This is a genomic window from Undibacterium sp. TJN25 (genome assembly GCF_049339885.1).
GTDB lineage: Bacteria > Pseudomonadota > Gammaproteobacteria > Burkholderiales > Burkholderiaceae_D > Undibacterium.
This window is the reverse complement of sequence record NZ_JBMPPM010000009.1, coordinates 111,057-136,906: the sequence shown is the minus strand read 5'-3', so window position 1 is coordinate 136,906 and position 25,850 is coordinate 111,057. Positions and strand designations below refer to the sequence as shown.

26 protein-coding genes and 1 riboswitch are annotated in these 25,850 nt (G+C 59.6%); of the genes, 23 read left to right on the top strand and 3 right to left on the bottom strand.

Going from position 1 to position 25,850, the window contains the following annotated elements; all coding sequences use genetic code 11:
- Positions 1-26: 26 nt before the first annotated feature.
- Positions 27-875, bottom strand: coding sequence for an alpha/beta hydrolase (locus ACO0LO_RS21640; RefSeq protein ID WP_422967277.1), 849 nt, complete (start codon positions 873-875; stop codon positions 27-29).
- Positions 876-1,020: 145 nt separating this feature from the next.
- Here ACO0LO_RS21640 and cobT point away from each other — a divergent pair, with 145 nt between their 5' ends.
- The 16 genes from cobT (at position 1,021) to ACO0LO_RS21560 (ending at position 16,951) form a co-directional block, all read left to right on the top strand.
- Positions 1,021-2,049 (top strand): nicotinate-nucleotide--dimethylbenzimidazole phosphoribosyltransferase, encoded by a 1,029-nt coding sequence (gene cobT / locus ACO0LO_RS21635; protein WP_422967275.1) that lies wholly within the window; start codon positions 1,021-1,023, stop codon positions 2,047-2,049.
- A 16-nt stretch (positions 2,050-2,065) separates the two neighbouring features.
- The gene (locus ACO0LO_RS21630) at positions 2,066-2,839 is read left to right on the top strand and encodes an adenosylcobinamide-GDP ribazoletransferase (protein WP_422967273.1); all 774 of its coding nucleotides are present in this window, start codon (positions 2,066-2,068) and stop codon (positions 2,837-2,839) included.
- 22 nt (positions 2,840-2,861) lie between these two features.
- Positions 2,862-3,437 carry an alpha-ribazole phosphatase family protein gene (cobC, locus tag ACO0LO_RS21625; RefSeq protein WP_422967271.1) on the top strand — a complete coding sequence of 192 codons (576 nt, stop codon included), beginning with the start codon at positions 2,862-2,864 and terminating at the stop codon, positions 3,435-3,437.
- 112 nt (positions 3,438-3,549) lie between these two features.
- A riboswitch (cobalamin riboswitch) is annotated at positions 3,550-3,817 on the top strand.
- Positions 3,818-3,971: 154 nt separating this feature from the next.
- The gene (locus ACO0LO_RS21620) at positions 3,972-5,852 is read left to right on the top strand and encodes a TonB-dependent receptor domain-containing protein (protein WP_422967269.1); all 1,881 of its coding nucleotides are present in this window, start codon (positions 3,972-3,974) and stop codon (positions 5,850-5,852) included.
- Between the two features lie 189 nt (positions 5,853-6,041).
- Entirely contained in the window at positions 6,042-7,094 is a 1,053-nt protein-coding gene (locus ACO0LO_RS21615) for a FecCD family ABC transporter permease (RefSeq protein ID WP_422967267.1), read from the top strand.
- Positions 7,094-7,855 (top strand): ABC transporter ATP-binding protein, encoded by a 762-nt coding sequence (locus ACO0LO_RS21610; protein WP_422967265.1) that lies wholly within the window; start codon positions 7,094-7,096, stop codon positions 7,853-7,855. Before ACO0LO_RS21615 ends, ACO0LO_RS21610 begins: the two co-directional genes overlap by 1 nt.
- Positions 7,856-7,866: 11 nt before the next feature.
- Complete coding sequence (gene cobO / locus ACO0LO_RS21605; protein WP_422967263.1) at positions 7,867-8,523, top strand: cob(I)yrinic acid a,c-diamide adenosyltransferase; 657 nt, start codon at positions 7,867-7,869, stop codon at positions 8,521-8,523.
- Between the two features lie 4 nt (positions 8,524-8,527).
- Positions 8,528-9,829: a cobyrinate a,c-diamide synthase gene (locus ACO0LO_RS21600; protein WP_422967261.1), complete on the top strand. Its 1,302-nt coding sequence runs from the start codon at positions 8,528-8,530 to the stop codon at positions 9,827-9,829.
- Positions 9,826-10,395 (top strand): bifunctional adenosylcobinamide kinase/adenosylcobinamide-phosphate guanylyltransferase, encoded by a 570-nt coding sequence (cobU, locus tag ACO0LO_RS21595; protein ID WP_422967259.1) that lies wholly within the window; start codon positions 9,826-9,828, stop codon positions 10,393-10,395. Before ACO0LO_RS21600 ends, cobU begins: the two co-directional genes overlap by 4 nt.
- Position 10,396: 1 nt before the next feature.
- Positions 10,397-11,356, top strand: a complete 960-nt coding sequence (gene cbiB, locus ACO0LO_RS21590) for an adenosylcobinamide-phosphate synthase CbiB (RefSeq protein ID WP_422967257.1) — start codon at positions 10,397-10,399, stop codon at positions 11,354-11,356.
- Positions 11,349-12,359: a threonine-phosphate decarboxylase CobD gene (gene cobD, locus ACO0LO_RS21585; RefSeq protein WP_422967255.1), complete on the top strand. Its 1,011-nt coding sequence runs from the start codon at positions 11,349-11,351 to the stop codon at positions 12,357-12,359. The genes cbiB and cobD overlap by 8 nt, the downstream gene beginning before the upstream one ends.
- Positions 12,360-12,377: 18 nt before the next feature.
- Positions 12,378-13,295: a cobalamin-binding protein gene (locus tag ACO0LO_RS21580; RefSeq protein ID WP_422967253.1), complete on the top strand. Its 918-nt coding sequence runs from the start codon at positions 12,378-12,380 to the stop codon at positions 13,293-13,295.
- Positions 13,292-14,113, top strand: a complete 822-nt coding sequence (locus ACO0LO_RS21575; RefSeq protein ID WP_422967251.1) for a cobalamin-binding protein — start codon at positions 13,292-13,294, stop codon at positions 14,111-14,113. The genes ACO0LO_RS21580 and ACO0LO_RS21575 overlap by 4 nt, the downstream gene beginning before the upstream one ends.
- A complete protein-coding gene (locus ACO0LO_RS21570) occupies positions 14,110-15,564 on the top strand; it encodes a cobyric acid synthase (protein WP_422967249.1) in 1,455 nt (484 codons plus the stop codon). Before ACO0LO_RS21575 ends, ACO0LO_RS21570 begins: the two co-directional genes overlap by 4 nt.
- Before the next feature lie 167 nt (positions 15,565-15,731).
- The gene (locus ACO0LO_RS21565; protein WP_422967247.1) at positions 15,732-16,211 is read left to right on the top strand and encodes an FKBP-type peptidyl-prolyl cis-trans isomerase; all 480 of its coding nucleotides are present in this window, start codon (positions 15,732-15,734) and stop codon (positions 16,209-16,211) included.
- A gap of 221 nt (positions 16,212-16,432) precedes the next feature.
- Complete coding sequence (locus ACO0LO_RS21560) at positions 16,433-16,951, top strand: hypothetical protein (protein WP_422967245.1); 519 nt, start codon at positions 16,433-16,435, stop codon at positions 16,949-16,951.
- Positions 16,952-17,286: 335 nt separating this feature from the next.
- Here ACO0LO_RS21560 and ACO0LO_RS21555 read toward each other — a convergent pair whose 3' ends face one another.
- Complete coding sequence (locus ACO0LO_RS21555; protein ID WP_422967243.1) at positions 17,287-19,983, bottom strand: S9 family peptidase; 2,697 nt, start codon at positions 19,981-19,983, stop codon at positions 17,287-17,289.
- An 85-nt stretch (positions 19,984-20,068) separates the two neighbouring features.
- Here ACO0LO_RS21555 and ACO0LO_RS21550 point away from each other — a divergent pair, with 85 nt between their 5' ends.
- The 7 genes from ACO0LO_RS21550 (at position 20,069) to ACO0LO_RS21520 (ending at position 24,496) form a co-directional block, all read left to right on the top strand.
- Complete coding sequence (locus ACO0LO_RS21550) at positions 20,069-20,242, top strand: hypothetical protein (protein WP_422967241.1); 174 nt, start codon at positions 20,069-20,071, stop codon at positions 20,240-20,242.
- 93 nt (positions 20,243-20,335) lie between these two features.
- Complete coding sequence (locus ACO0LO_RS21545; protein WP_422967239.1) at positions 20,336-20,701, top strand: hypothetical protein; 366 nt, start codon at positions 20,336-20,338, stop codon at positions 20,699-20,701.
- Between the two features lie 234 nt (positions 20,702-20,935).
- Complete coding sequence (locus tag ACO0LO_RS21540) at positions 20,936-21,214, top strand: DnaJ domain-containing protein (protein WP_422967237.1); 279 nt, start codon at positions 20,936-20,938, stop codon at positions 21,212-21,214.
- Complete coding sequence (locus ACO0LO_RS21535) at positions 21,211-21,795, top strand: hypothetical protein (protein ID WP_422967235.1); 585 nt, start codon at positions 21,211-21,213, stop codon at positions 21,793-21,795. The genes ACO0LO_RS21540 and ACO0LO_RS21535 overlap by 4 nt, the downstream gene beginning before the upstream one ends.
- A gap of 20 nt (positions 21,796-21,815) precedes the next feature.
- Positions 21,816-22,580 (top strand): hypothetical protein, encoded by a 765-nt coding sequence (locus ACO0LO_RS21530; RefSeq protein ID WP_422967233.1) that lies wholly within the window; start codon positions 21,816-21,818, stop codon positions 22,578-22,580.
- Between the two features lie 139 nt (positions 22,581-22,719).
- On the top strand, positions 22,720-23,937 hold the full coding sequence (locus tag ACO0LO_RS21525) for a hypothetical protein (protein ID WP_422967231.1): 1,218 nt from the start codon (positions 22,720-22,722) through the stop codon (positions 23,935-23,937).
- A gap of 103 nt (positions 23,938-24,040) precedes the next feature.
- Positions 24,041-24,496, top strand: a complete 456-nt coding sequence (locus ACO0LO_RS21520) for a MarR family winged helix-turn-helix transcriptional regulator (RefSeq protein WP_422967229.1) — start codon at positions 24,041-24,043, stop codon at positions 24,494-24,496.
- A gap of 348 nt (positions 24,497-24,844) precedes the next feature.
- Here the strand turns inward: ACO0LO_RS21520 and ACO0LO_RS21515 are convergent, their stop codons facing one another.
- Entirely contained in the window at positions 24,845-25,846 is a 1,002-nt protein-coding gene (locus ACO0LO_RS21515; RefSeq protein WP_422967227.1) for a 2-dehydropantoate 2-reductase, read from the bottom strand.
- Between the last annotated feature and the right edge of the window lie 4 nt (positions 25,847-25,850).

Sequence of the window (25,850 nt, the reverse complement as noted above, 5' to 3'; positions counted from 1 at the left end):
GCGCGTGCCGCAACACCGAGCGTTCATTAAACGCTGGTTATCAGTTCCAGCATTGCCTTGAACAAGGCACTGTCCTTGTCCGTCAGCGCATCGCAGATTGTCAGGTGGTTGGCTTCCGGCAGCGGGATGTCTGCACGGTGCTGGGTTTGCCAGGCCTTGGCGATCAGGCTGGTCTGGCGCTTGAATTCGTCCGATTCCAGTCCGCCCACCGCCGTAATGAACGGCGCCGAGTGCGAGTGCGGCATGAAGCCCGGCGACAGGCTGACAGCGCGTTCCTCAGTCAGCTTCAGGTCCACATTGACAAATTCCGCATGCGGCACCGGCGTCAGGTCGTACAGGCCGGAAGCCAGCACGCCTGCCTTGATCATGTCGGCCGGCAGGTCGTTCGCATAGACCGGCCATTGCGCTGCCATCATCATTGCCGCCAGGTGCGCGCCGGCCGAATGGCCCGCCACCACAATGCGCTGCGGGTCGATATCGTATTTTTCCACATTTCGGTACAGCCAGGCCAGTGCGCGCAATTGCTGCTGCACGATCTCTTCTATGCTGGCGCCGGGCGCCAGTGTGTAGTTGGTCAGCGCGACGTTGACGCCGGCTGCCGTAAAGGCTGGTGCGATCATCGAGAAATCGGATTTGTCCAGCGAACGCCACCAGCCTCCATGGATGAACACCAGCAAGGGGCCGCCGGGTGTGCGGGTAGGGAACAGGTCCAGCCTTTCGCCGGTGCTGTCACCGTACATCAGGTCGTACAGGCCGGCATTGGTGCGGCGCACCAGCGACGACTGGTTGACCCAGCGGGTAAAAATATAAGGGTGGTCTGGAATGCCGGCACGCGCATTGTATTGCTGGCCGTAGTATTCGGAAGGGTTTTGCATAAACTCGTGACAGGTTCGGAAAAAGCATTATGGTACCCGAAAGGGGATAGACTATGCCGGCAGCGGCGATTGGAAGAATATTTGTCCTGTTCCCGCTTAAAAGTCTACACTAGCGCCTTTCCCCGGCACCATAAGATAAAAGCACATGATCCCAGCCATTTCCTCCACGCAGAATGCCACGCTGTCACAGGCGCTGGATGCCTGCATCAACAACAAGACCAAACCACTCGGCAGCCTCGGCCGTCTGGAAAGCCTGGGCAGGCAGATCGGCCTGATCCAGCAAAGCACGCAGCCCTCGCTGAGCCAGCCCGCCATCATCGTGTTTGCGGCGGATCACGGCATCTGCGCAGAAAACATCTCCGCCTTTCCGCAAAGCGTGACCTGGCAGATGGTGGAAAATTTCCTGGCGGAAGGCGCGGCCATCAACGTGTTTGCACGCCAGAACGGCATTGCCCTGCATATCGTGGATGCAGGCGTCAACCATGACTTCGGCCCACGCGAGCAGCTGTTGAACCGCAAGGTGGCAATGGGCTCGCAGAATTTTGCACAGCAGCCGGCGATGACGGCAGAGCAGTGCAGGCAGGCGATACAGTACGGCAAGGCGCTGGCGGCAGACCTGCCCGGCAACGTGCTCGGCTTTGGTGAAATGGGCATAGGCAATACCACCGTGGCAGCCGCGCTGATGCACAAGCTGACCGGTGTGCCGGCAGCGCAATGCGTGGGTGCGGGCACCGGCCTGTCCGCCGAAGGCGTATTGCACAAGCAGCAGGTGATAGAAAAAGCTGCAGCATTGCATGCGGGCGTCACCGAGCCGCTGGACATCCTCGCGGCCTTCGGCGGGTTTGAAGTGGCAATGATGGTCGGCGCCATGCTGGAAGCCGCGTCGCGCCGCATGGTGCTGCTGATAGACGGTTTCATCGTTACTTCAGCGCTGCTGGTGGCTGCGAAGCTGCAACCATCCATCCTCGACTATTGCGTATTTGCCCATCGCTCCGACGAGAGCGGCCACGCAAAAATGCTGGATGTGCTGCACGCGCAACCCCTGCTGCAGCTGGACTTGCGCCTGGGGGAGGGCACGGGCGCTGCGCTGGCTTACCCGCTGTTGCAGGCAGCCGTCAACTTCATGTGGCAGATGGCAACCTTCGAGTCTGCCAAGGTCAGCGGCAAGAGCTAGGGGCCTGGATTCCGCCATGCATCAGCTACGCCTGTTTTTTATCGCGCTGCAGTTCTTTACGCGCATTCCCATTCCGCGCTGGGTAGGCTTTGATACATCCTGGCTGCACCACGCGTCGCGTTACTTTCCGGCCGTGGGCTGGGTAGTGGGCGCCTGGACTGCGTCGGTGTATGCATTGGCGTCCGCGCTGTGGCCGCAGGCAGTCGCTGCCGTGCTGTCCACCGTGGCCGGCATCTGGATGACGGGCGCTTTCCATGAGGATGGTCTTGCCGACGTATGCGACGGTTTCGGCGGTGGTTCCACGCCGGAGCGCGTGCTGGAAATCATGAAGGATTCGCGGGTAGGCGCCTACGGTGCGATAGGTATCAGTTTGATGCTGCTTGCCAAATGCACGGTGCTCGCCGGCCTGCCGCCGGTCTGGGCCGTGGCCGCCTTGCTGATGGCGCATCCGCTGTCGCGGCTGATGGCGGTAAGCCTGATCTGGAAGCTGGCCTATGCGCGCCTGGAGGGCAAGGCCAAGCCGCTGGCGCAGCACATGTCAAATAGCGAATTCCTGCTGGCATGCGTAACGGTGCTGCTGCCTGTTGCGGCGCTGCTGTATTTCAAGGCTTTCCTGTTGCCGCACTTCCTCGCAGGCCTGGCCTTGCTGCTGCTGGCCGGCTGCTGGCTGGCGCGGCTGTTCGTGCGCCGCATTGCCGGCTACACCGGCGATTGCCTGGGCGCCGTGCAGCAGTTGTCGGAACTGGCTTTTTATCTTGGGTTTGCCGCGGCCATCGGCAAATTTATCTGACTCATTTGATTCTTCTGATGTAATGCGACTCTACCTGATCCGCCATCCCCGGCCCGAGCTTGCCGCCGGCACCTGCTACGGCCAGGCGGACCTTCCCGCGGATGCCGGCCATTGCAGCGAAGTCGTCGCCGCGCTTGCACAAAGCTTGCCGCCTGGCGCGCGCATCATTTCCAGCCCGCTGCAGCGTTGTTCGGTGCTTGCGCATGCATTGGCGCAGGCCATGCAAAGCAAGGTGCCCGTGCTGGATACGCGGCTGATAGAAATGGATTTCGGCAATTGGGAAATGCGCCGCTGGGATGATATTGCGCGTGCCGAAATTGACGCCTGGGCTGCGGATACCGTGCATTACCCTCCAGGCGGTGGCGAAAGCGTGCTGCAGATGGCCGCGCGGGTGATGGAGTTTCTACGCGACATTCAGCGCCAGCCCGATGCTGTCGTTGTAGTGGTTTGCCATGCAGGGCCCATACGGCTGATGCAGGCTTACCGTCAGGGAATGCAAGTGGCGGAGCTGGCGGCGCAGGCAGTCAATTCCGTTACAGGCCCGGCGGCAATCCTCTACGGCCAGTGCGTGCAGATAGATGTGCCCAGGATTGGGTAATCTTGCAGGATTGATATTTTTAAATGGACACTTCCCGTTGTGCTGACCCCTTGCCTTTCACGTTCGGCATGCATGCCACGGACTCTTGCCTTGATACAAAGCCCGAGACCCTATAAAATGGCGGGGTTTTGGTGCTCGCGGACATGCTCATGTCCGCGGTTAAACGGGAAACACAGTGCAAGCCCAGCCTTACCATCCGGCGATTTTGCATAATGTGTGCTGCCCCCGCAACGGTGTACAAGTGCCTCGCTAGTCCTCTCAAGGTTCCTCCTGAAGTCTATCCTGGCAAGCTCTCTTCCAATACCACTGTGCAGTCTGCATGGGAAGGTCGGATAGCCATACTTGTTAGCCCGGATACCGGCCAAGATAGGTGAAAGTGCTGCGGACGGGGATGTTCGTCAGGAATTTTTCTTTGCATCGCAATGGCTGCCGGGACTGTGTCCACAGGCAGCGCGCGCATGTATCCGATAGCGGCACTTTTGTTCAATCCAGCCTGCGGGGACGTTGGCTGGTTGCCTCTTTTTTGTAGCTATCATGACCTCTATCGTTTCCCGCCGCGCTGTTTCAGCGCTGAAGCCGCTCGCCATCAGCCTGGCCGTTGCCTCCCTCTTTCCTGCAGCTTCGGCATTTGCCGAAGATACTGCTAACACTGCCAACGTCGTCATGACCGCAGGCCGCCAGGTGCAGGCCGCCAAGGACGTGCTGGCCGACAACGTGGTCATTACGGCCGACGAAATCGCCAAGTCCGGTTCGTCTTCTGTAGTAGACCTGCTGCAAAAGCAGCGCGGCATTGAAATCGCGCGCAACGGCGGCCCGGGCACGACCTCTTCCGTGTTCATCCGCGGCACCAGCAATTCGCAAAACGTGGTGCTGGTAGACGGCGTGCGCATCGGTTCCTCTACAACAGGCGGCGCCACATGGTCCACCATTCCCCTGTCGCAGATCGAGCGCATTGAAATCGTCTATGGTCCATTGAGCAGCCTGTACGGTGCGGATGCCATCGGCGGCGTGATCCAGATTTTCACCAAAAAGGGCTCCGCCGGCGCTACAGTCACACCAACGGCATCCGTTGGCGCCGGCACCTACGGGCTGCGCAAGGCGGATGCAGGAATCTCCGGCGCGACTGAAAACCACATCAGCTACGCGCTGAATGTCGGCCATGAAGAGGCCGACGGTTTCTCCGCCAGCACGCCTGCCGCAGGTTCTTTCACCTACAACCCGGACAAGGACGGCTACAAGCTGGACAGCGTCAGCGGCCGCCTGGCTTATGAATGGTCCAAGGGCCAGGAAATCGGCGCGAGCCTGTTGCAAAGCCGGCTGAAGGCGCAGTTCGATGCCGGCCCGGGTTATGACGACCGCACGCAGCAAGACTTGCAAACGCTGGCCATCTACAGCAAGAACAAGGTCACCAATGACTGGACGCTGAAAACCCAGTACGCCCAGGCCAAGGACAAATCCTTCACCGATGCGTCCTACGGCAAGAGCCAGATCAACACCGAACAAGACACCTTCAACCTGCAGAATGACATCAGCATCGGCAAGGATGTGTTGCAGGTGCTGGCGGAAAACCGCAAGGAAAAAGTCACGACCACTACCGCGGAAGTCAACGGCGACCGCACGACGAATTCGCTGGCAGCTTCCTACGTGCTGAAACGCGGCGCCAGCCTGGCCAGCGCCAGCGTGCGCTATGACCACAGCTCGGTGTACGGCTCCAATACCACCGGCAGCATCGCCTACGGCTTCCGTATCAACGACGCCTTCCGCGTCAACGCCAGCTACGGCACCAGCTTCCGCGCGCCTACCTACAATGAGCTGTACTACCCAGGCTTCGGTATTTCCACCAACAAGCCGGAAAAAGGCAAGAACGCGGAGATCGGCGCCTACTATGAAATGGGCGATACCCAGCTGAGCGCGGTGTACTACCAGAACAAGCTGACCGATCTGCTGGTCAGCACCAATGTCTGCCCGGTACAGCAGGATACGCATCCGTTCGGCTGCTCGTACAACGTGGAAAAAGCCACGCTGTCCGGCCTGACCGTAGGCGGTTCCACCAAGTTCGGCGACCTGAGCCTGCGCGCGTCGCTGGATATCCAGGATCCGAAAGACGACACTACCGGCCTGCAACTGGCGCGCCGCTCCAAGCAGCATGGCAACGTGGCTGCCGAGTACTCCCTGGGTAAAGCCAAGCTGGGTGTGGAAACGACTTTCTCCGACAAGCGTTATGATGATGTCGCCAACAAGAAGGTTCTGGGTGGCTACAGCCTGCTGAACCTGTATGCAACCTACGACATCGCGCCAAGCTGGTCCGTCATCGGTCGCTGGAACAACGTGCTGGATAAAGACTACCAGCTGGCAAAAAACTATAATGCTGCAGGATCCAACGTGTTTGTCGGCCTGAACTACGGTTACAAATAATCGTAGAAATCATAGTTATTTGTAAATTGACCGGTATCAAGCAAGAACTAAGCTGTACCGAAGCAACACCGGCCGGCCCCAACGGGCCGGCCGCAGTAATACAGTAGTGTGATGTAAGCCTTCCAGTTTTTCCGGCAGCCGCCGGCAAGACTGGCGGCATCCCAGATTTCCCTTTTACAAAGGCTGATTGTGCCTCTTGCCTCTGCCGCCGGTATCCGCCTCGCCAGACCTCCTGCCGCTTCCGGGCGCGCGCTTGTCGTCCTGTCCGGGCTGCTGGCCGTGTCGGTCGCCAGTATCCTGGCGGCCTGTGTTGTCGGCTCCATCTCGCTGTCTTACGGCGAACTATTCAATGCGCTGGCAGATATCCTGCGCAGCAAACCTTCTACACTGGCAGCAACATTGCTGGAATTGAGGCTGGGCCGCGCCCTGTCCGGCTTCTCCGTCGGCGCCACGCTGGCGCTGGCCGGCGTGCTGATGCAGGCGCTGCTGCGCAATCCGCTGGCCGAGCCCTATGTGCTCGGCATTTCCGGCGGCGCCTCGGTCGGCGCGCTGGCAACCATACTTTTCCTGGGCACCGCCTGGATGATAGACGCAGCCGCTTTTGCCGGCGCGATGGCAGTGGCCATGCTGCTGTTCGGTCTGGCCTACCGCGACTTCCGCGGCAGCGGCAGTTCCGAAGGCAATGCGCCACTGCTGCTGCTGACGGGCGTCATCATCGCGGCAGGCTGCGGCGCGCTGGTCAGCCTGATGCTGTCGATCGCACCGGACAGCCGCATGCGCGGCATGGTGTTCTGGATGATAGGCGACCTGTCGACGACGCAGCCGCGCTACCTGCCTTGGGTCATCCTGCTGGCGGTGCTGGCTTTTGCGATGAAGGCGGCGCGTTCTATCAATGTCGCCGCCATGCACGCAGACAATGCCAGCACGCTGGGCATCAAGGTTGGCAGCCTGCGGCAGGGCATGTTTTTCTGTTCGGCGCTGCTGACGGCAAGCGCGGTCAGCAGCGCCGGCAGCATAGGTTTTGTCGGCCTCATCATGCCGCATGCCTGCCGCTTTGCCTGGGGGCCGGACCACAGGCTGTTGATACCGGCTTCGGCGCTGGCAGGCGGCAGCTTCCTGGTGCTGGCAGATACGGTGGCGCGCAGCGTCGTCGCGCCGCAGCAGTTGCCGGTAGGCGTGATCACGGCAATCATCGGCGTGCCGGTTTTCCTGTTGCAGCTGCACCAGCTGAGGCGGCGCTGATGCAGGCCCGCAAACTGGATGTATATGTCGGCAAGCGCTGCCTGGTCCGTGACCTGGAGTGGCAGGTGCAGCCGGGCGAATGCTGGTGTGTGATAGGCCGCAACGGTGCCGGCAAGAGTACCTTGCTACGCACGCTGGCAGGCCTGCGTCCTATTGATGTAGGCCAGGTGAGCATGCATGGCAAGGATGTCGGCGCGTGGCCACTGGCGGAACTGGCGCGCGAGCGCTCCTTCCTGGCGCAGGGCAGGGTGGATGCTTTCGCCTACACCGCGATAGAAACCGTACTGAGCGCGCGCCACCCCTACCACGACAGCCGCTACTGGGAATCTCCCGAAGATATCGCGCTGGCGCATGCAGCTTTGCAGGAACTGGATGTTGCCGACCTGGCAGACCGCGACGTGCGCAGCCTGTCCGGCGGCGAGCGCCAGCGTGTGGCCATTGCGGCCTTGCTGGCGCAGGATGCCGGCCTGATGCTGCTGGATGAGCCGGCCAATGCACTGGACCTCGCGCACCAGGTCAGCGTAATGCAACTGTTTGCCCGCCTGTGCCGGCAGCAGCACAAGGCTGTCGTCATGGTCAGCCATGACCTGAACCTGGCTTACAGCATCGCCACGCATGCGCTGCTGCTGATGGGCGACGGCGCGTGGCAGGCAGGCACTGCCGCCGAAGTGATGACGGCAAACAGGCTGAGCCTGTGCCTCGGCCATCCCATAGAGATGTTCCGGCACGGCGGGCAGACGGTTTTTCTTCCCCAACATTGAACAAGGCAGGCATGGACCAACAGGGTAACGACCGAAGTAGCGACCAGGGCGAAAATTCCGGCGGTGCGGACAATATCAACACTCGCCACCAGCGCCGCATGCAGCGCAAGAAAGAAGTCGTTGACCAGAAAATCCAGGCAGCGCAACGCCGTACCGGCGTTCTGCTGGTCAATACCGGCAACGGCAAGGGAAAAAGCTCCAGCGGCTTCGGCATGGTGATGCGCGCCATGGGCCATGGCATGAAAGTCGGTGTCGTGCAGTTCATCAAGGGGGCGATGTCCACCGGCGAGGAAATGTTCCTGCGCCGCTTCCCGGAAGAAGTCAGCTTCCATGCAATGGGCGAAGGCTACACATGGGAAACCCAGGACAGGGAGCGCGATATCGCCAAGGCCCAGCTGGCCTGGGAGCAGGCAAAGCGTTTTCTCAGCGATCCGCAGATAGGCCTGGTGCTGCTGGATGAATTGAACATCGCATTGAAATACAAATACCTGGATATCCAGCAGGTGCTGGCCGACCTGGACGGCAGGCCCGAAATGCAGCATGCGATAGTGACCGGCCGCGGCGCACCGCAGGAACTGATCGATATCGCCGATACCGTCACCGAAATGCAGGTGGTGAAACATGCTTTCAAGGATGGCATCGCCGCCCAGGCAGGGGTGGAGTGGTAATACGATGATGCCAGACCGCGAAACCACTGTTGTACTGATTTCCGCCATTGCCTCCGGCCAGGGCAAGACCACGGTCACGGCGGCGCTGGCGCGTAAACTCGTCAAACAGGGCCGGTCGGTCAGAGTGTTCAAGACCGGGCCGGATTTTATCGATCCCATGATGCTGGAACGCGCCTGCGGCCATCCGGTGCAATCGCTGGATTTATGGATGGTAGGCCTGGAGCAGTCGCAGGCCATGCTGGCGCAGGCGGCGCAGCAAGCCGATGTAATCCTGATAGAAGGCGTAATGGGCCTGTACGACGGCAATCCGTCGTCGGCGGACCTGGCGCGCGCATTCGGCGTGCCGGTGCTGGCCGTCGTGGATGCCGGCGCCATGGCGCAGACCGTCGGCGCGGTCGTGATGGGCTTGCGCGATTTCGGTCCCGTGCAATTGGCGGGCGTGGTGGCAAACCGGGTGGCCTCGCCCGGCCATGCAAAGATGATCGCCGACGCCATGCGGGATATCCCGTTGCTTGCCACGCTGCCCAAACAGCAGCAGGCGCTGCCGGAAAGGCATCTGGGTCTGGTGTTGCCGGACGAAGTGGTGCAGCTGGATGTCATGCTGGACCAACTGGCTGAGCAGCTGTCGCTGGACCTGGATGCGCTGGATGCCTTACCCAGGCTGAGGCTGGCTTCCGCGCCAACTGAAGAAATTCCGCCGCTGCTGAAGGGCAAGACCATTGCCATCGCGCGCGATGCCGCGTTTGCCTTCCTGTATCCGGCCAATCTGGAATGCCTGCGTAGCCTGGGCGCGCAGCTTGTATTTTTTTCACCCGTCAATGACGAGGTGGTACCGGACCATGCCGATGCGCTCTACCTGCCTGGCGGCTATCCAGAGTTGCATGCGCAGGCGCTGGCCCAGGCCGTGCGCTGGCAGCAATCAGTGCGCGATGCACATGCGGCGGGCAAGCCCATACTGGCCGAATGCGGCGGCATGATGGTGCTGACTGAAAAACTGGTGGACAAGCAGCAGGCAGAATGGCCTATGCTCGGCCTGCTGCCTGGCACGGTCGTCATGCAGACCCGCCTTGCCGCACTCGGCGCGCAAGCCTGGCAGACACCACACGGAAACCTGCGCGGCCACACCTTCCACTACTCGCGTTTTGAAACGGCATTGCAGCCGGAGTTGCATACGCACAAGCATTCCAACGGCGAGCCAGGGGAAGCGATATACCGCACCGGTAGCCTGACGGCGTCCTACTTCCACAGCTATTTTCCATCCAGCCCTGCCGCGGCTGCGGCGCTGTTCCTTCCGGTGCAGTCATGATGCAGCAGCCCGCACGCACACTGGTCTTCGGCGGCGCCCGCTCCGGCAAGAGCGCCTATGCGGAAAAGCTGGCGGCCGCCTCCGGCAAGCGCGTGGTGTACATCGCCACCGCGCAGGCCGGGGATAGCGAGATGCAGGCAAGGATAGCGTTGCATCGCCTGCAAAGACCCGCCGCATGGATAACGGTGGAGCAGCCGTTGGTCTTGGGCGAAGCGATACGGCAGCATGCGGCGCCGGATACGCTGGTGCTGGTGGACTGCCTGACGGTGTGGCTGTCCAACCTGCTGTTTTCCGCACAGCGCGATTATCCGGATGTGGGCAAGGTCGTGCCGCCCCCGGCCTTTGCGCAGCAGCGCGACGACTTGCTGCAGGCTCTACAAAATTTGCAGAATGCGCAAGGCGGCATAGTAATGGTGTCCAATGAGGTGGGCATGGGCATCGTGCCGCAGGGCGCGGTGTCGCGCTGGTTTGTTGATGAAGCCGGCCGCCTGAACCAGGCAGTGGCTGCACTCTGCGAGCGCGTCGTATTCATTGCCGCCGGCCTGCCGCTGGCGCTGAAGGGCTGACATGCTGGAACTCGGCTATTCCTTCGTCGTACTCTGCGCAGCGGCGGGCGTGGCACTGGATCTGGCGCTGGGGGAAACCCGCCGCTGGCATCCGCTGGTAGGTTTCGGCACCCTGGCTGGCCTGGTGGAAAAGAAACTGAACAGCGTTGCAGCGAACCGCTACACCGGCTTGCTGGCATGGAGCCTTGTGGTGCTGCCTATTGTCGTGCTGTGCCAGTTTATATTGTTCAAGGCCGCTGCTTTTAATCCCTGGCTGGGTGCCGCGCTGCATGCGGTGCTGTTGTATTTTTGCCTGGGCTTGCGCAGCCTGCATGAGCATACGGCGCCGATACAGGCGGCCTTGCAGGGCGGCGATCTGCATGAAGCAAGGCGCTTGACCTCATACATCGTCAGCCGCGATACGGCACAGGCCGACGAGCAGGACTTGTCCAAGGCCGCGGTGGAATCGCTGCTGGAGAACGGCTGCGACGCGGTATTCGGAGCCATTTTCTGGTTTGTGATGGCAGGCGGTGCAGGCGCGGTGCTGTATCGGCTGTCGAATACGCTGGATGCGATGTGGGGCTACCGCACGCCGCGCTTCCTCGCTTTCGGCTGTGTTGCGGCGCGCATGGACGATGTGTTGAACTGGATACCGGCGCGGCTGACCGCACTCTCTTATGCGGCGCTGGGCAATACCCGGCTGGCGTGGTTGTGCTGGCGTACGCAGGCGCCGTTATGGACCAGCCCCAACGCAGGGCCGGTAATGTCGGCAGGCGCCGGCTCACTGGGCCTCGCCCTCGGTGGCGCGGCAGTGTATGACGGTGTACTAGAGCAGCGGCCTGCACTGGGCATGGGCGTACCGGCAGTAGCTGCCGATATCCAGCGCGCCTGGCGCATCGTGTTCAACACGACGCTGCTGTGGCTGGGCGTTCTTGTCGTGATATGGCTGGCAATGGAAATAGGCGGGGTAAGGCATGCTTGAACACGGCGGCAATCTCAGGGATGCGGTACAAGGCTTCGGCAGGCCCCTGGAAGACTGGGTGGACCTGTCCACCGGCATCAACCCGCGTTTTTATCCCGCGCCGCAGATCGCGGAGCATGCCTGGCACAGGCTGCCGGAAAAATCAGACGCCTTGCAGACGGCGGCGCAGGCTTATTACGGCGCGCCGCACCTGCTGGCGGTTGCCGGCACACAGGCGGCAATCCAGGCGCTGCCACGCCTGCGGCCCACATCGCATGTCGTGGTATCCGCGCCTTCGTATGCGGAGCATGCGTACCAGTGGCGGCAGGGAGGCCACCATGTGCGGGAATTGCCCTATGCAGAACTGGCGGCTGCCGTGCCGCAGGCCGATGTCGTTGTCATCTGCAACCCGAACAATCCTACCGGCGCAGGCGTGCTGCCGCAAACGCTGTTGCAGTGGGCCACGCAGCTGCAGGCGAGGGGCGGCTGGCTGGTAGTGGATGAGGCCTTTGCCGATACGCTGCCCGGCACCAGCGCTGCTGCCTGGGCGGGCCAGCCCGGCTACCCCGGCCTTATTGTGCTGAAGTCGATAGGCAAGTTCTTTGGCCTGGCGGGCCTGCGGCTGGGTTTTGTTGCGGCCGAGCCCGCTCTTCTGGACAAGCTGGAAGCGCATCTGGGGCCGTGGGCCGTCAGCGGCCCGGCGCAGCAGGTTGCCTGCGTGGCGTTTAACGATACTGCCTGGCAGCAGGATACGCGTTTCTATTTGCAGCAGCAGGGCGACAAGCTACGCGCGCTGCTGCGTCGGCACGGCTGCCGTTCATCGGGAACGGACCTGTTCCAGTGGTGTGCCGATGCCGACCTGCAGATGCAGACGGAAGCATTGTGGCAGCATCTGGCCGCGCAGGGAATATGGGTTCGCCTGTTCAGGGAGGCAGCGCGCGGCCTGCGTTTCGGCCTGCCGGCGGACGAGGCGGCGTGGCGGCGGCTGGAGCAGGCATTCGAAAAATGGGCTTTCAAAAAATGATTACCTGGAAATGAAGCGATGAAAAAATTCTTGTATAGCGTGTGCATGCTGGCCATGTTCTTATCCGCCACCGCACGGGCAGCCATTACCGTCACCGATGACCTCGGCAACACCGTTGTGCTGCAAAAGCCCGCACAAAGGGTCATCAGCCTGTCGCCGCATGTCACGGAACTGATCTATGCCGCCGGCGCCGGCGAGCGTATCGTCGCCACAGTCAAATACAGCGATTATCCGGCGGCGGCCAAAAACATCCCGCGTGTCGGCGACAACCGCCAGGTGGACATAGAGCGCGTCATCGCGCTGAAGCCGGACCTGCTGATCGTATGGATGCATGGCGCCTTCGAGCGCCAGCTGGAGCCTCTGGCCAAATCCGGCATTCCTTATTTCTTCAGCGACCCGCGCAAGCTGGACAATATTCCGGAAACACTGACCAAGATGGGCGCGATGTTCGGCACGGAAAAGCAGGCGAAGCTGGCGGCAGACGATTTTCGCAAGCAGGTATCGCAGCTCAGCAGCCGCTACCAGAACAAGGGCAACGTCAAGGTCTTTTACCAGGTGTGGAACAAGCCGCTGTATACGCTGAATGACCAGCACATCGTCAGCGACGTCATCCGTACCTGCGGCGGCGAAAACATCTTTGGCAAGCTGCCGGTGCCGGCGCCCACTGTCAACCTGGAAGCCGTGCTCGCGGAAAACCCCGAAGTCGTGCTCAGCGGCGACAGCAAGAACCAGCCGGTCAGCGGCATAGAACAGTGGAAGCCTTTCCCCAGCCTGCTGGCGGTCAAGAACCACAACCTGGTGGCGATAGACGGCGACGAGCTGAACCGGCCCGGCCCGCGCATCATAGAGGGGGCCAGGGCCGTGTGCGAAGCACTGGAAACCGCGCGCAATAACCGCAGCGTGTACAAGACCGCCACGGCGGGCCAGAAACCATGAGCCACTATCAGCGCATTGCCTGCCTGAGCACGGAGGCGGTAGAAACCCTGTATGAGCTGGGCGCCGAGCAATATGTCGTCGGCATCTCCGGCTTCACCACGCGCCCGGCCCGCGCGCGCAAGGAAAAAACCAAGATATCCGGCTTCTCTTCATCAAAAATAGAACGCATCCTTGATGTCAAGCCAGATCTTGTCATCGGTTTCTCCGACATGCAGGCCGATATCTGCCGCGATCTGGTCAAGGCCGGCATCGAGGTGCACCTGTTCAACCAGCGCACGGTATCCGGCATCCTGCACATGATCACCGTGCTGGCCGCGATGGTGGATCGCCAGCAGCAGGGCCGCAGGCTGGTCATGGAGCTGGAGGCAGCCATATCGCACGCCCGGCGGCAGGCCGCACAATGGACCCTGAAGCCCACCGTCTATTTTGAAGAATGGGATACGCCGATGATGAGCGGCATAGGCTGGGTGTCCGAACTGATTGCGATTGCCGGCGGTGAAGACGCCTTTGCCGACCTGGCGCAGCACCCTAGCGCCAAAGAGCGCATCATCGCCGACGGCGAACAGGTGATACAGCGTACGCCGGATATCATCATCGGCTCCTGGTGCGGCAAAAAATTCCGGCCAGAGTCGTTATGCGCTCGGCCCGGCTGGGACAGCATTCCCGCCGTACAGCACGGCCATGTGGCCGAAATCAAATCGGCGGACATCCTTTCCCCCGGACCCTGTGCGATTACCGAAGGCCTGCCGCAGATACAGGCACTGATCGCGCAATGGCAGCTGGGTGTGCAGGCCAGAGCAGCGCAGGTGCAGGCATGAAGCTCACGACCTTGATGGTGCAGGGCACGACGTCGGATGCCGGCAAGAGCACGGTCGTGGCAGCCTTGTGTCGCTTGCTGGTTAGGCAGGGCGTGTCCGTGGTGCCGATGAAGCCGCAAAACATGGCGCTCAACAGCGCCGTGACGGTGGATGGCGGCGAAATAGGCCGCGCGCAGGCATTGCAGGCGTTGGCCGCGGGTTTGCAAGCGCATACCGACATGAACCCGGTGCTGCTGAAGCCTTCTTCCGACACCGGCGCCCAGGTCATCATCCACGGCAAGGTGCGCGCCGACATGAACGCCAAGGACTACCATCAGTACAAGACGGTGGCCATGGGCGCCGTGCTGGAATCCTACCGTCGCCTGCAGCAGCAGTATGAAGCCATCATCGTGGAAGGCGCAGGCAGCCCGGCTGAGATCAACCTGCGCGAGCGTGACATCGCCAACATGGGTTTTGCCGAGGCGGTTGACTGCCCGGTGATCCTGGTGGCCGACATCGACCGTGGCGGCGTCCTTGCCCATTTCGTCGGCACGCTGGAATGCCTGTCCGAGTCGGAGCAGAAACGCATCGTCGGCTTTGTCATCAACCGCTTCCGCGGCGACATCGCCTTGCTGGAGCCGGCTCTGGACTGGCTGGAAAAAAAGACCGGCAAGCCGGTGCTGGCAGTGTTGCCTTACCTGCACGGCCTGCAGCTGGATGCGGAAGATGCCATCCAGTCCAGCCAGGGAACGGCAGGAAAATTCCGCATCATCGTGCCGGCCATCCCCCGCATTTCCAACCACACCGACTTTGATGCGCTGCGCGCGCATCCCGATGTGGACCTGCAATTCATAGCCCCCGGCCATGCAATCCCGGCGGCCGACCTAATCATCCTGCCCGGCAGCAAAAGCACCCGCGCCGACCTCGGCTTCCTGGTGGAGCAGGGTTGGCTGGAAGCGCTGGAAAAACATCTGCGTTACGGCGGCAAGGTCATCGGCATCTGCGGCGGCTACCAGATGCTAGGGCAGGTCGTCAGCGATCCGCACGGCGTGGAAGGCGCACCGGGGGAATCTTCCGGCCTGGGCCTGCTGGACATCACCACCGAGCTGACGCAGGAAAAGCGCTTGCAGCAAGTCAGCGGCTTTTGCGCCTTCGGTAGCCAGAGTAAAACCGGTGCCAAGGCCAAGGTCAGCGGTTATGAAATCCATATGGGCATCACTTATGCCAGCAACGACACCCTGCCGGCCTTCATTATCAATGGCGAAGAGGAAGGCACACGCTCGCCGGACGACCAGATACTGGGTTCCTATCTGCACGGTTTATTCGACGAGCCAGACGCCAGTGCCGCGCTGCTGGAATGGGCCGGGCTGAAAACCGATGCCAGGGTAGATCTGGCGGCATTGCGCGAGCAAAGCATCAACCGGGTCGCAAACGCCTGCGCGCCCTTGCTGCAGGCTTTGCAGCAACTCTGATAAAGACGGAAACAAGGCCAAACGCACCCTCTGATACAATTCAGCCTTGGGCACGGTTTGTATTGTGCTTTAATTAATTAATTGACCGATGGTGTTTTTGATTTGTGTCTGACTTTGCCAAATCGCTCCTATCGGAATCGACAAATCCCTACCTAATACCTGACATCATGAAAATTACAGAAAACACAGCAGTCTCGCTGAACTACACGATGTTCGACGACGCCGGCAAGATCATCGACAAGAACGAAGAGCCCATCGTCTACCTGCACGGCGGCTACGACAACATCCTGCCGGCCGTTGAAGAAGCGTTGGAAGGCAAAGCTGCAGGCGACACCATCTCCGTAACGATGGCGCCTGAAGACGCCTTCGGTGAATTCGACCCGGGCATGGTCCGCGAAGAAGAAATCGGCCTGTTCCCACCCGATATCGAAGTCGGCATGATGTTCGAAACCCGTGATCCTGAAACTGAAGAATCCATGCAGTTCCGCGTTACCGCAATCGATGCCGGCAAGGTCACCGTGGACGGCAACCATCCACTGGCCGGTATGACGATTCGTTTTGATGCGAGCGTGCTGAGTGTGCGTGAAGCGAGCGATGAAGAGATTGCGCATGGCCATGTGCATGGGGAGCATGGGCATCATCATTAACCAGGGCTAGTAATACCTGTGGTATTGCTTTGATCTGACAAAAAAAGCGCTGGGTAGACGTCGAAAGATGCCTGCCACGCGCTTTTGCTTTATCCACGTACTTGAATCCTCAATAAAATTAGTTCGATTGTTGGCTGTCCATGTTTTTGTGAGAAAAAATCATCGACCTGCGTCCATCATTTAAAGCTGCCGGCACCCTCCGGCAAAGAGTCGCCGACATTTTGGCCGCGCTCTTCGCAGTCGGCGTATTGTCGCAATCCGCAACTTTCTTTATATTGCCATTTTTGGTGCCATTATTAACGGGATTGACCGTTGCGGTTGTCGGCGTTGCTGCATCAAGTTTTGCGTTTGCCGCGGTTTACCGCTTGCGCAACCTTCACTCGGTAATGACATCGCTTATTGTTGTTCTCATTTGGTTAGCTTGGATCTTTGTTCCGACTGCGAAACTATCAGTTTGGACCCGGTTTGAGTTGCAAAGGCCGAGCTATGATTTGGCAGTGGCTGATATCAAGCGTGGAGTCGCCCCTCGCTGTTTGCAAACACACGATTGCGAAATCTCTTCTGCTGCACCAGGTTATGTCGTATTTCCTTTCCCTGGCTTTTTAAGCGGCTGGCAAGCAGTTGTGTATGCGCCAACCGGCATAGATAGTCATTTTTCGGACAGGCAAGCGTTCGCAGCTTCGGCATACTGTGATAAAAAACCTCTAAGTGGACCTTACTATTTGTGTACGTTTTATTGAGAAATGTAAACACAGAAGCACAAGGCAGCACGCTACAATAGATCGCACGTCGATAGGGCCACTGCTTTAATTGTCCAGCGGTAGGGTGTCAATAGCGCCAGCGTATTGCACCGCATGCGGCTTAAAAATACTGTGCCTCTTTGTCATATTCAATCCCAGCCTAGATAGCACGCCAGCTTAATTTAACCACCATTCGGTGCAATACGCTGGCGCTATTGACACCCTACGGAAGGGTCTCTGCATAACGCGACTTTGAAATAGAAGAAGGGCGCTGAATGATCACTCTTGTGATTGCTCAGCGCCCTTCATTTTTACACCCGCTTTACTTCAAATACTTACTTGCCTTCACCCAGATGCTCGATAAAGAAAGCCTCATATTTCTTATGCAGCGCTTTCGGTTTCACCACGCCGCCCAAGGCATGCACGCCGTCCGGATCAAGGAACAGGTCCACTAAATCTTCCTTGCCGTTTTCCATCAGCGCGCGGTAGACGTTCACCGTGTCCTGGTAGAGCACGTTGGGATCCTGCATGCCGTGCACCAGCAGCAGCGGCTTTTTCAGGCCGGCTGTCAGTGGCAGCAGGGAGAAGCGGCGCAGGCTGGGCTTGTCGCGTTCTGTCTTGCCCAGGGTGCGGCCGCTGTACCAGCTGTTGTAGTTTTCCCATTCGGTCGGGCCGGCGCCTGCGGCGCCTGCGGCGAAGGTGTCGGGGCTGGTGTACATGGTGTACTGGGTCTGGAAGCCGCCGAAGCTCCAGCCTGTGAGGCCGATGCGCTTGCTGTCCACGCCCAGGTTCTTGCTCATGTACTTGGCCAGGTCTTCCAGGTCTTCGGTTTGCGGTTTGCCGGGCTGTTCCCAGTTGGCGTCGCTGAAGGCGCGGCCATAGTCGGAGAGGCCGCGCGGGTCAACGGTGACCATGACGTAGCCGTGCTTGGCGGCCATGTACATGCCGAACAGGTAGCCGGTCTGCTGGAAGCTGTCGGTTTCGACGATATGCCTGTCGTTCAGCGGGCCGCCGTAGGTGTAGACCACGGCAGGGCGGCGGTCGGCGGCGCTCCAGTTGGTGGGCTTGAAGACGTAGGCCTGCAGGACGTCGCCGTGGCGGTTGGTGAAGTGGAAGCGTTCAGGGCGCATCAGGTCTACTTGGGCCCAGGCGGGATCGTGGCTCTGGGTCAGCGTGCGGTGCGTTGCCTTGGGCAGGTCCAGGTATTGCAATTCCGGCCGGTGCGACCATTGGCCTGCCATGGTAGCGATGTGGGTGCCGTCTTTCGATACAGCAGTGGTGCGGTGGAAATCGCCCGCCTGGCCCAGTGCTTTCATGTCGCCGGTGGCGAGGTCCACGCGGTACAGGTTCATTGCCGCAAAATCGTCGCGGTTGGAGGCGACGAACATGGCCTTGCTGTCCGGGGTGAAGCCGATGATGTTATGGGTTTCAAACTTGCCCTTGATGACGGCGTGCGCGCTGCCGTTGGCGGCATCGATCACGTAGGGCTGGCGGTAGCCGTCTTCATCCAGGATCGCAATCAGCTTGCTGCCGTCCGGCGTGAATTGCGGCTCCAGCACGCTGACTACCTCGTGCCCGACCTTGCCGCGGCGCTCGAACACCATTGCCGGTTTCACGCCTTCTTCTGCCTTGCCGACGTAGATGCGCAGCAGTTCTTTTTCCCGTTCCCAGGTGGAGAAGGTGTAGCGGCTGCCGTCCTTGGCCCAGCTCACCTTGCTCATTTCAAACCAGACGTCGCCGCCGGCATTGGTGAACACGGGTTCCGGCTGTTTGGCGGAGACATCCGCTACCTTGCGTATGTACAGGGCGGAGGCCAGTATCCGGCGTTTGTCGTCCGATACCTCGCGCGGCACTTTCTTGGCGGTGGCGAAGCGCGAGTTGTAGTTCATGATCTCTACCTGGCGCTCGGCCGGGGCCGGTTTGGCATCGCCTTCCGGTTTTGGTTCCGGCGCTTCGGCAGAAATGGCCATCCACTTCTTGTCTTCGCTCAGTACAGTGTCTGTGATCTTGTATTTCTTGTCGGCGTCGTCCGGGTTCCACAATTCGCGGTTCAACTGGACTACCGTGCCGCTGTCGAAGCGGGAGCTATAGACGCGTTTGTCGTCCATATACAAGTAGCCGCTGTCGTCGGCGTTATACGAGACGATGCGTTTCTGGCGACCGGTCTGGGTCAGTGCCGTGAACTTGCCGTCGGCCATGTTCAGGCGGAACAGGTCGCCGCGGTATTGGAAAATCAGTTCGTTGCGGGTCTTGGCCCATATCAGGTCTTCCACGCCGGGGTACAGGTCGCTGGGCTTGAGTTTTTCTTTTTCCAGTTTCTTTTTCAGCTCATCGCGCAATTCCCATAATTCTTTCGGCTTGTCGCTGAGCAGGGCTGCTTTCTTGGCCGCTTCGTCGGCCTTACGGTCTGCCTCGGCGACTTCTACGGCACTCTTGCCGTCCAGCTTGGCGGCTGCGGCGGCGGCTTTTTCCTTGGCGGCGTCGGCATCCAGTTCCGCTTTCTTTGCCGCGTCCTTGATTTTCTTTTCAGCCAGTTCACGCTTCAGCACTTCCAGTGCTGCGGTTTCCCATTGATACAGGTCCACTTTTTCGCCGCGCAGGTAAGCTGCCTGGGCTTCTGCCTTGGCTTGCTGCTCCGCTTCTTCACGTTGCTTTTGCAGGCCTTTCTTGTTGAAACGCTCCAGGTCTTCCGGCGAGTCGTAGGCCTTCATGATGGTTGGCGACGTGATGCGGGTGTTCTGGCCGGTCTGCGTGTCGTAGACATACAGGTCGGACCCGTTTTCACCGAAGGGATTCCACAGATAGGCCAGGTAACGGCCGTCTTCGCTGAAATGCAGCTTGCTGGCAGCCTGGCCGGCATAGCCGCGGGCCGGGTACAGCCGCTCCAGCGTGAGCTCGCCGGGTTTCAGCTTGGCCATTGCCGCAGTGGAGGCGGGCGCGGTTGCTGCCTGGGCTGCATCATGGCTCAAGCCTAAGCCGGCCGTGGCGGCCCATGCCAGCGCGACGCTGACGGATAGTAATTTTGGTGTCATTGGGGATTCCCTCGCATGGTTGCCGCCTCGCTCTTACACTTGGCAGGTCTGTAATGGGTTCGGGCAATATAGTTGCCTGATAGATATGGACAAGTATGGTTGGAAACAGTTCCTGCGCGGGAAGTATTTTAATGAAAATTTTTTACCAGGGAAGGGTTTTGCCAGGCAGAAGGACCCGGCAACTCTTGGCGCAGGAACAGCTATCTGCGTTTTGACCGCTTTATCCATGCTTTTTGTCATTCCGTCGCAGTATGGTTGAGGCCTGCCTTAGGTTTCCCTAAGATGCAGTCATCGGATCACTTCAACGCTAGATCCGATCAACAAGAACCTCTTTCCATAAAAGGACATTGCCATGAACACCAGGACTCGCAACACCTTGCTGACCACCGCCGCACTGCTGATACTCGCCTTTGCCGCCGTATGCGGGCTGATGGCGGTAATGGGCCACGATGCAGGTTGGGCGGTGTCCGTGGATGGCGATACCGTGGACGGCTTTACAGGCGCCGGCTTCGCCATAGGCGGGCTTGCAATAGGCATCATTGCCGCCATATTTGCCATTGCGCTGGTGGGGGCCGTCCTGGCAGGCGTATCGGTTATGCTGATGGGTGTATTTGCCTTCGTAGCGCTGGCGATCCTGCTGGCACTGGCACCGGTATTGCTGCCGCTGGCCTTGCTGATCGGCTTCATTGCCTTGCTCAGCCGTAAAAAGCCCGCCTGAACCGCCGCATCCTGTATTTTATATAACGGGCTCCCAGGAGCCCGTTTTTGTTTCTGGGGCGACATTTGTGCAGCGAAGGCGGTTTTTACGGAAACGGCTGCATGCTCTTGCAATTCCACTTATCTTCCCTTCTTTTGGGCCCTGGCTTATAGTTTCGGGGCCGTCGATGTTAAGATGCGGGGCTTTCCGCGAGCATGGCTCAATTTGTGGCTGTTTTTGAACTAAAGAGGGTGCATGAAAGACTATTACTTTGTGTTGGGGATACCAAGCACGGCGCCGCTGGCTGAGGTTAAAAAGGCATTCCGGCAAAAGGCTGCCGAATTCCACCCGGACAGGAATACATCGGAAATAGCGCCGGAAAAATTCCGCGAGATCAGGGAAGCCTATGATGTGCTGGGCGATGACGCCGCCAGGGCTGCCTATGACGAGAACCGCAGGCGCAACCTGCTGGAAGATCCGCTAGAGACCGCGACAGAGATTTGGAAGAATTATTTATCAGGAGTATTGCAGTGAAGTTGTCTAATTTTTTTGAGGCCCTGGCCTCTGCGTATGATGCAGAGCTGGAAGATTTGCGTAGTGATTCCGAAGGCAACGACATCCTGCGCAAGCGCCTGATGACCAAGCGCGGCGAAGTGCCGCTGCTGCTGCCCATGCTGAAGAGCAACCCGGAGATGGTGGCGGTGGCCTTTCACGGCGGCATCAAGTTTCCCAATAGCCTGGTAATGGAAGCGCTGGCTTCCAAGGAACCGAACAGGTTTCCTTCATGGAAGGAACTAAAAGCTTCCGTGGTGCTGGAAGCATGGGCCGAGAAACTGAGTGCAATTGTGTTGGATAATGAAGACGGCTCGCAGTTCATGGTGACGACGGCTTGCCTGGAATACCTGAACAAGAGCGGCAAATCGCGCGCGAACAGCCCTTCCAACGTGGAAGAGAGCGAAGAGGAAGACGAGGATGACGGCGAAGCTAATGAAGGCCGCTACCACCTCGATACGCGCAACGGCAGCGGCGATGAATACGAGGAAGAGCAGGAAGGCGGCCTGGAAGAAGCGGGCGCCGAATGGCTGGCGGAGCAGGGCTTCGACCGCAAAGACTAACTGGACATGTCAGGAGCAATATGAAGACAAATTTTCCTGCGCTGATAGAAGCGCAAAGCCTGGTCAAGATAGGCGATATCGTCGGCGCCGAATCCGCGCTGGCGACCATGGCGGAAACCGAGGGCGATCACGCATTGGTCGCCGCGCTGGACGAGTTCCCGGCCAAGGATCTGCTGGCCATCATCCGCGAATACGATACGTCCAAGGAATCGCTGGTCAACCTGCTGGTGACGCCGGAGCAGTTCGCCAAGGCCGTGGTGCTGGAAAAGCGTTACGGCGATCTGAGCCATGAACAACTGCGCGGCATGATCAATTCCGTCATCTTCCGCGAAGGCGCGGACCCGGCCGAGTTCCTGTATGAAATCGGTGAACTTGACGGCGGCTATGATGCGCTGGTGGATTACCTGTCCGAGCGCACCAAGCGGGTCGAGCATTTCTACCGCTACGGCACCTTCGATCTGTTTGAATACGGCGATGATGTCAAGACCCAGGCCATTGACGACGACCTGATGAACCTGAACGGCGATACCGATGCGTCAGTGTCGGCGCAGGACATGGCCAACGTCATCGACCATGACTGGATGGAAGTCACTTATATCCTGCGTTTCCAGTTGCCTGAACTGTTCCGCGAAGTGCTGCTGAAACTGCGTACCCGTTACCAGAACAGTGCCCAGGCGATGGAAGATGCCGAAGCCGATGCGCAGGTGCCGGACGAGGATGATGAAGATGCACCGAAGAACGAGAAGATAGACAAGGGCGACGACGAGGAAGAATCCGCGCTGTAAGAGCAAGGCGCGGCGGCTTGAAAAGGCCGTTAGCGCAAGCCGCTCTGTTCCGTCACATGCCGTCCCGTCCGGGGCGGCACGCTTTCCCTGGAATGACAAGCTGCCACCACTGACCATCACCGATTGCGACCGATAAGCGATGTCTGACAATACTTTCAATGTTTCCCTGTTTGAAGACCGTCCTTTCTTTGAAAGGGCCTTGCGGCTGGGCGTGCAAAAAGGCGTGCTGGACCAGGCCAGGATCGCGGCGATAGAAGCCGATGCCCCCAAGGGCATGGTGCAGATTGCGGAAGCCTTCGGCAGCAAATACCTGCGGCCCGAGATAGAGACGGCGCGCAAGCGCATCGTCAATCTGGTCAGCCTGTATCTGTCTGAAACTGCCAATGGCGACCTGGATGTGGCTGCCAAGCTGATCCGCGATAATAGCTTTTTGTCGTTGTCGCGCGGCGGTTCCGGCATGATCAAGGCCTTGTTTGCAATGCCGGAATATGCGTTGCTGGGCCGCGAGGAAAAAGGCCGTGTCGAGGATTTTCTTGAGTACTGGTCGCGCAAGGAAAGCCAGATCGATTACCAGAAAGCGCTGGCGCAGCGCAAAGCCAATATGCTGGAGATAGAAGCCGGCTTGTGGTTCGGCGAACAGCTGGAACTGGAGCGCGAGGATTTACGCGAACAGGATGCCGACGCCGAATCGGTGATCCGCACGGCGATGCTGCTGCGCCTGGCCGGCAAGCCTGCCGGCAGCCTGATAAACCAGGTGGAGTTTGCCGGTCTGCTGGATACCATCCGCGCCAAAGGCATCAAGCCGAAAAAGGCCGCCAAGGCCAAGGCAGAAGAGATACCCGAAAAATTCCAGGCCATCGCCGAGCGTATCCGCAAGGAAGTGGAAGAGCGCGACTTGCCGCGCATCCTGGACATGGAAACCTCGCTGGACAAGCTGGTCTATGAGTTGAAGGACCGCTACTACCTGCGCGATTACGAAGTGGAAGATACGTCGGAATACGATGCGCTGGTGTCGAAGGAATGGACCAGGGTTACCAAGGGCAAGACCGACATCGATGCGCTGCTGACGCTGTTCCTGTGCCTGGCGGCTGACCTGCCGCCGAAGACCAGCCTGACAGAAGGGGCTGCGAAGAAGCTGGTAAAGAAATTGCGCGACGAGGGCTTCCACCCGGATACGGCCAGCGAGTTCATCCGTGCAGCGGCGCCACATGAGAAGCAGGAAAGCCTGCTGGCGGACTGGGAAGAATTTGTCGAGGAAGCCAACAACTACCTGCTGGACGACTGGGACAGCACCTACAACGGCGCCATGCGCTTCCTGCGCGAAAACTGCTATATCGAAAAGCCGGCAAAAAAATAAGCGCATGCCGCAGCAGCATGCGGCGTGCACTGAATACCTGCGTTTTGCGTGCCGCTCCGCGTTATACTAGGTGTCAGAATGACTACCGAAGCCGATGCGTGGAATGAGCAAAGACCATCTTGACCGCCTGTTCACCTACAGGCTGCATATCCTGACCAAACTGGCCGACCGCGGCACCGACGCCGCCTACCAGGACAGCTTCGGCCTGAGCCTGAGCGAAGGCCGCGTGCTGCTGACGGTGGGCTTTTTCAGCCCGGTCTCCGTCAAAGACCTTGCCGCCCGCGCCAATCTCGACAAAAGCCAGGCCAGCCGTTCCACCGAAGCGCTGATCAAAAAGGGGCTGTTGGTCAAGGAGCCCAACCAGCAGGACGGCAGGGGCGTGATCATCTCCCTTTCCGGTGAAGGTGCAGCCGTGTACCGCAAAGGCATGGCCATTGCCAGCCGCCGCAACGAGGAATTGCTGTCGGTGCTGGATGAGGAAGAGAAGAACGTGTTTGCCGGTGCGCTGGAGAAAATCATTCAGCAGGCGCAGCGCTTGAATGCAACGGCGGATGATTGAGATTGGCAATGTCAGATAGTTTGGTCTCTGTGGTTCGGGATGACGGTTCGCCAGCCTATGCAGCTATGCAGCAGCGGTAGCCTGGGTGGAGCGTAGCGCAACCCGGGGCATGGCTCGCTAGCGAGCCTTTCGGCGTCCGATCATTGGGTATGCTGTGCACGTGCAGGGATTTGTTCCAGCATTCAGGTTTGCTCCCGGATTTCGCTGCGCTGCATCCAGGCTACTTTTCTCTTTTTTGGGGAAGGCGCTGAGTACGATGTTACGCATTTGGCGTCCATCAGGCTTGACTTGCAAGACAGGATGAATGTCCTATCTCCCACGCGCGGAAGATAGGACTAAAAACATACATCAGGCATCTAATTCATAACTATACAGCCCCGCATTGCGCGCGCGCTGCCGCACCAGCCCCAGCACGGCATTGATGAACGGCGTCTCCACGCCGACCACCTTGCCCAGTTCATGCCCCACACCCAGTATCGCGTCTATCTCCATCTGGCGGCCGGCTTCCAGGTCTTGCAGCATGGATGTCTTGAAGGCGCCTAACTTGCGGGTCATTACCATGCGTTCGCGCGCATCCACGGGCAGGATGATGCCCAATTTGGCGGCGATGCTTTTTGATTCCTCCATGATGGACAGCACCAGCTGGTTGGTCAACGGATCATCGAGGATCACGTCCATTGTGGAAGAGGTCAGCGCGCTGATTGGATTCATCGTCATATTGCCCCACAGCTTGGTCCATATTTCCTGGCGGATGTCATTGGTGACCTTGACGTCGAACCCGGCTTTGGACAGCAGGCCCGCGACCAGCTCCAGGCGCGCCGTGCCGCTGCTGCCGGGCTCGCCCACGGTCAGCTGGTTTCCCAGGCCGCGGCGTATCGTCCCCGGTTCGGCGATGGATGAGCCGAAATAGATGACGCAGCCGACCACCTGCGCGGGCGGCAGGTAGTCCGCCAGGTTATGCGAAGGGTCTGCCGTGCGCAGCCAGGTGTTGTCGTATTCGCCTTTGAGGCCGGCCATGAACCACCATGGAATGCCATTCATCGCCGGCACGATGACGGTATCCTTGGAGATCAGTTTCTGCAGTTCGTACGCCGACTCGAAAAGCGCGGGCGCCTTCAGGCACAGGAAGATGATGTCCTGTGGCCCCAGTTCTTCCGCCGATGCGGTGGCGACGGGATGCGTTACCGTTTCCACCTCCTGCTCCACCAGTTTCAACCCGGTGGCCTGGATCGCTTCAAGATGCTTGCCGCGCGCCAGCACCGAGGCCTTGATGCCGGCCTGCTCCAGCTTGACGGCAATCAGGCCGCCGATGGCGCCCGCGCCTACTATCGTGATTTTGAGGTCTTTCATTATT

Excerpts from the sequence above, each read along its gene's own strand:
- ACO0LO_RS21640 (WP_422967277.1), bottom strand. The coding sequence starts at position 875 with ATGCAAAACCCTTCCGAATACTACGGCCAGCAATACAATGCGCGTGCC.
- cobT (WP_422967275.1), top strand. The coding sequence starts at position 1,021 with ATGATCCCAGCCATTTCCTCCACGCAGAATGCCACGCTGTCACAGGCG.
- ACO0LO_RS21630 (WP_422967273.1), top strand. The coding sequence starts at position 2,066 with ATGCATCAGCTACGCCTGTTTTTTATCGCGCTGCAGTTCTTTACGCGC.
- cobC (WP_422967271.1), top strand. The coding sequence starts at position 2,862 with ATGCGACTCTACCTGATCCGCCATCCCCGGCCCGAGCTTGCCGCCGGC.
- ACO0LO_RS21620 (WP_422967269.1), top strand. The coding sequence starts at position 3,972 with ATGACCTCTATCGTTTCCCGCCGCGCTGTTTCAGCGCTGAAGCCGCTC.
- ACO0LO_RS21610 (WP_422967265.1), top strand. The coding sequence starts at position 7,094 with ATGCAGGCCCGCAAACTGGATGTATATGTCGGCAAGCGCTGCCTGGTC.
- cobO (WP_422967263.1), top strand. The coding sequence starts at position 7,867 with ATGGACCAACAGGGTAACGACCGAAGTAGCGACCAGGGCGAAAATTCC.
- ACO0LO_RS21600 (WP_422967261.1), top strand. The coding sequence starts at position 8,528 with ATGATGCCAGACCGCGAAACCACTGTTGTACTGATTTCCGCCATTGCC.
- cobU (WP_422967259.1), top strand. The coding sequence starts at position 9,826 with ATGATGCAGCAGCCCGCACGCACACTGGTCTTCGGCGGCGCCCGCTCC.
- cbiB (WP_422967257.1), top strand. The coding sequence starts at position 10,397 with ATGCTGGAACTCGGCTATTCCTTCGTCGTACTCTGCGCAGCGGCGGGC.
- cobD (WP_422967255.1), top strand. The coding sequence starts at position 11,349 with ATGCTTGAACACGGCGGCAATCTCAGGGATGCGGTACAAGGCTTCGGC.
- ACO0LO_RS21580 (WP_422967253.1), top strand. The coding sequence starts at position 12,378 with ATGAAAAAATTCTTGTATAGCGTGTGCATGCTGGCCATGTTCTTATCC.
- ACO0LO_RS21575 (WP_422967251.1), top strand. The coding sequence starts at position 13,292 with ATGAGCCACTATCAGCGCATTGCCTGCCTGAGCACGGAGGCGGTAGAA.
- ACO0LO_RS21570 (WP_422967249.1), top strand. The coding sequence starts at position 14,110 with ATGAAGCTCACGACCTTGATGGTGCAGGGCACGACGTCGGATGCCGGC.
- ACO0LO_RS21565 (WP_422967247.1), top strand. The coding sequence starts at position 15,732 with ATGAAAATTACAGAAAACACAGCAGTCTCGCTGAACTACACGATGTTC.
- ACO0LO_RS21555 (WP_422967243.1), bottom strand. The coding sequence starts at position 19,983 with ATGACACCAAAATTACTATCCGTCAGCGTCGCGCTGGCATGGGCCGCC.
- ACO0LO_RS21550 (WP_422967241.1), top strand. The coding sequence starts at position 20,069 with ATGGACAAGTATGGTTGGAAACAGTTCCTGCGCGGGAAGTATTTTAAT.
- ACO0LO_RS21545 (WP_422967239.1), top strand. The coding sequence starts at position 20,336 with ATGAACACCAGGACTCGCAACACCTTGCTGACCACCGCCGCACTGCTG.
- ACO0LO_RS21540 (WP_422967237.1), top strand. The coding sequence starts at position 20,936 with ATGAAAGACTATTACTTTGTGTTGGGGATACCAAGCACGGCGCCGCTG.
- ACO0LO_RS21530 (WP_422967233.1), top strand. The coding sequence starts at position 21,816 with ATGAAGACAAATTTTCCTGCGCTGATAGAAGCGCAAAGCCTGGTCAAG.
- ACO0LO_RS21525 (WP_422967231.1), top strand. The coding sequence starts at position 22,720 with ATGTCTGACAATACTTTCAATGTTTCCCTGTTTGAAGACCGTCCTTTC.
- ACO0LO_RS21520 (WP_422967229.1), top strand. The coding sequence starts at position 24,041 with ATGAGCAAAGACCATCTTGACCGCCTGTTCACCTACAGGCTGCATATC.
- ACO0LO_RS21515 (WP_422967227.1), bottom strand. The coding sequence starts at position 25,846 with ATGAAAGACCTCAAAATCACGATAGTAGGCGCGGGCGCCATCGGCGGC.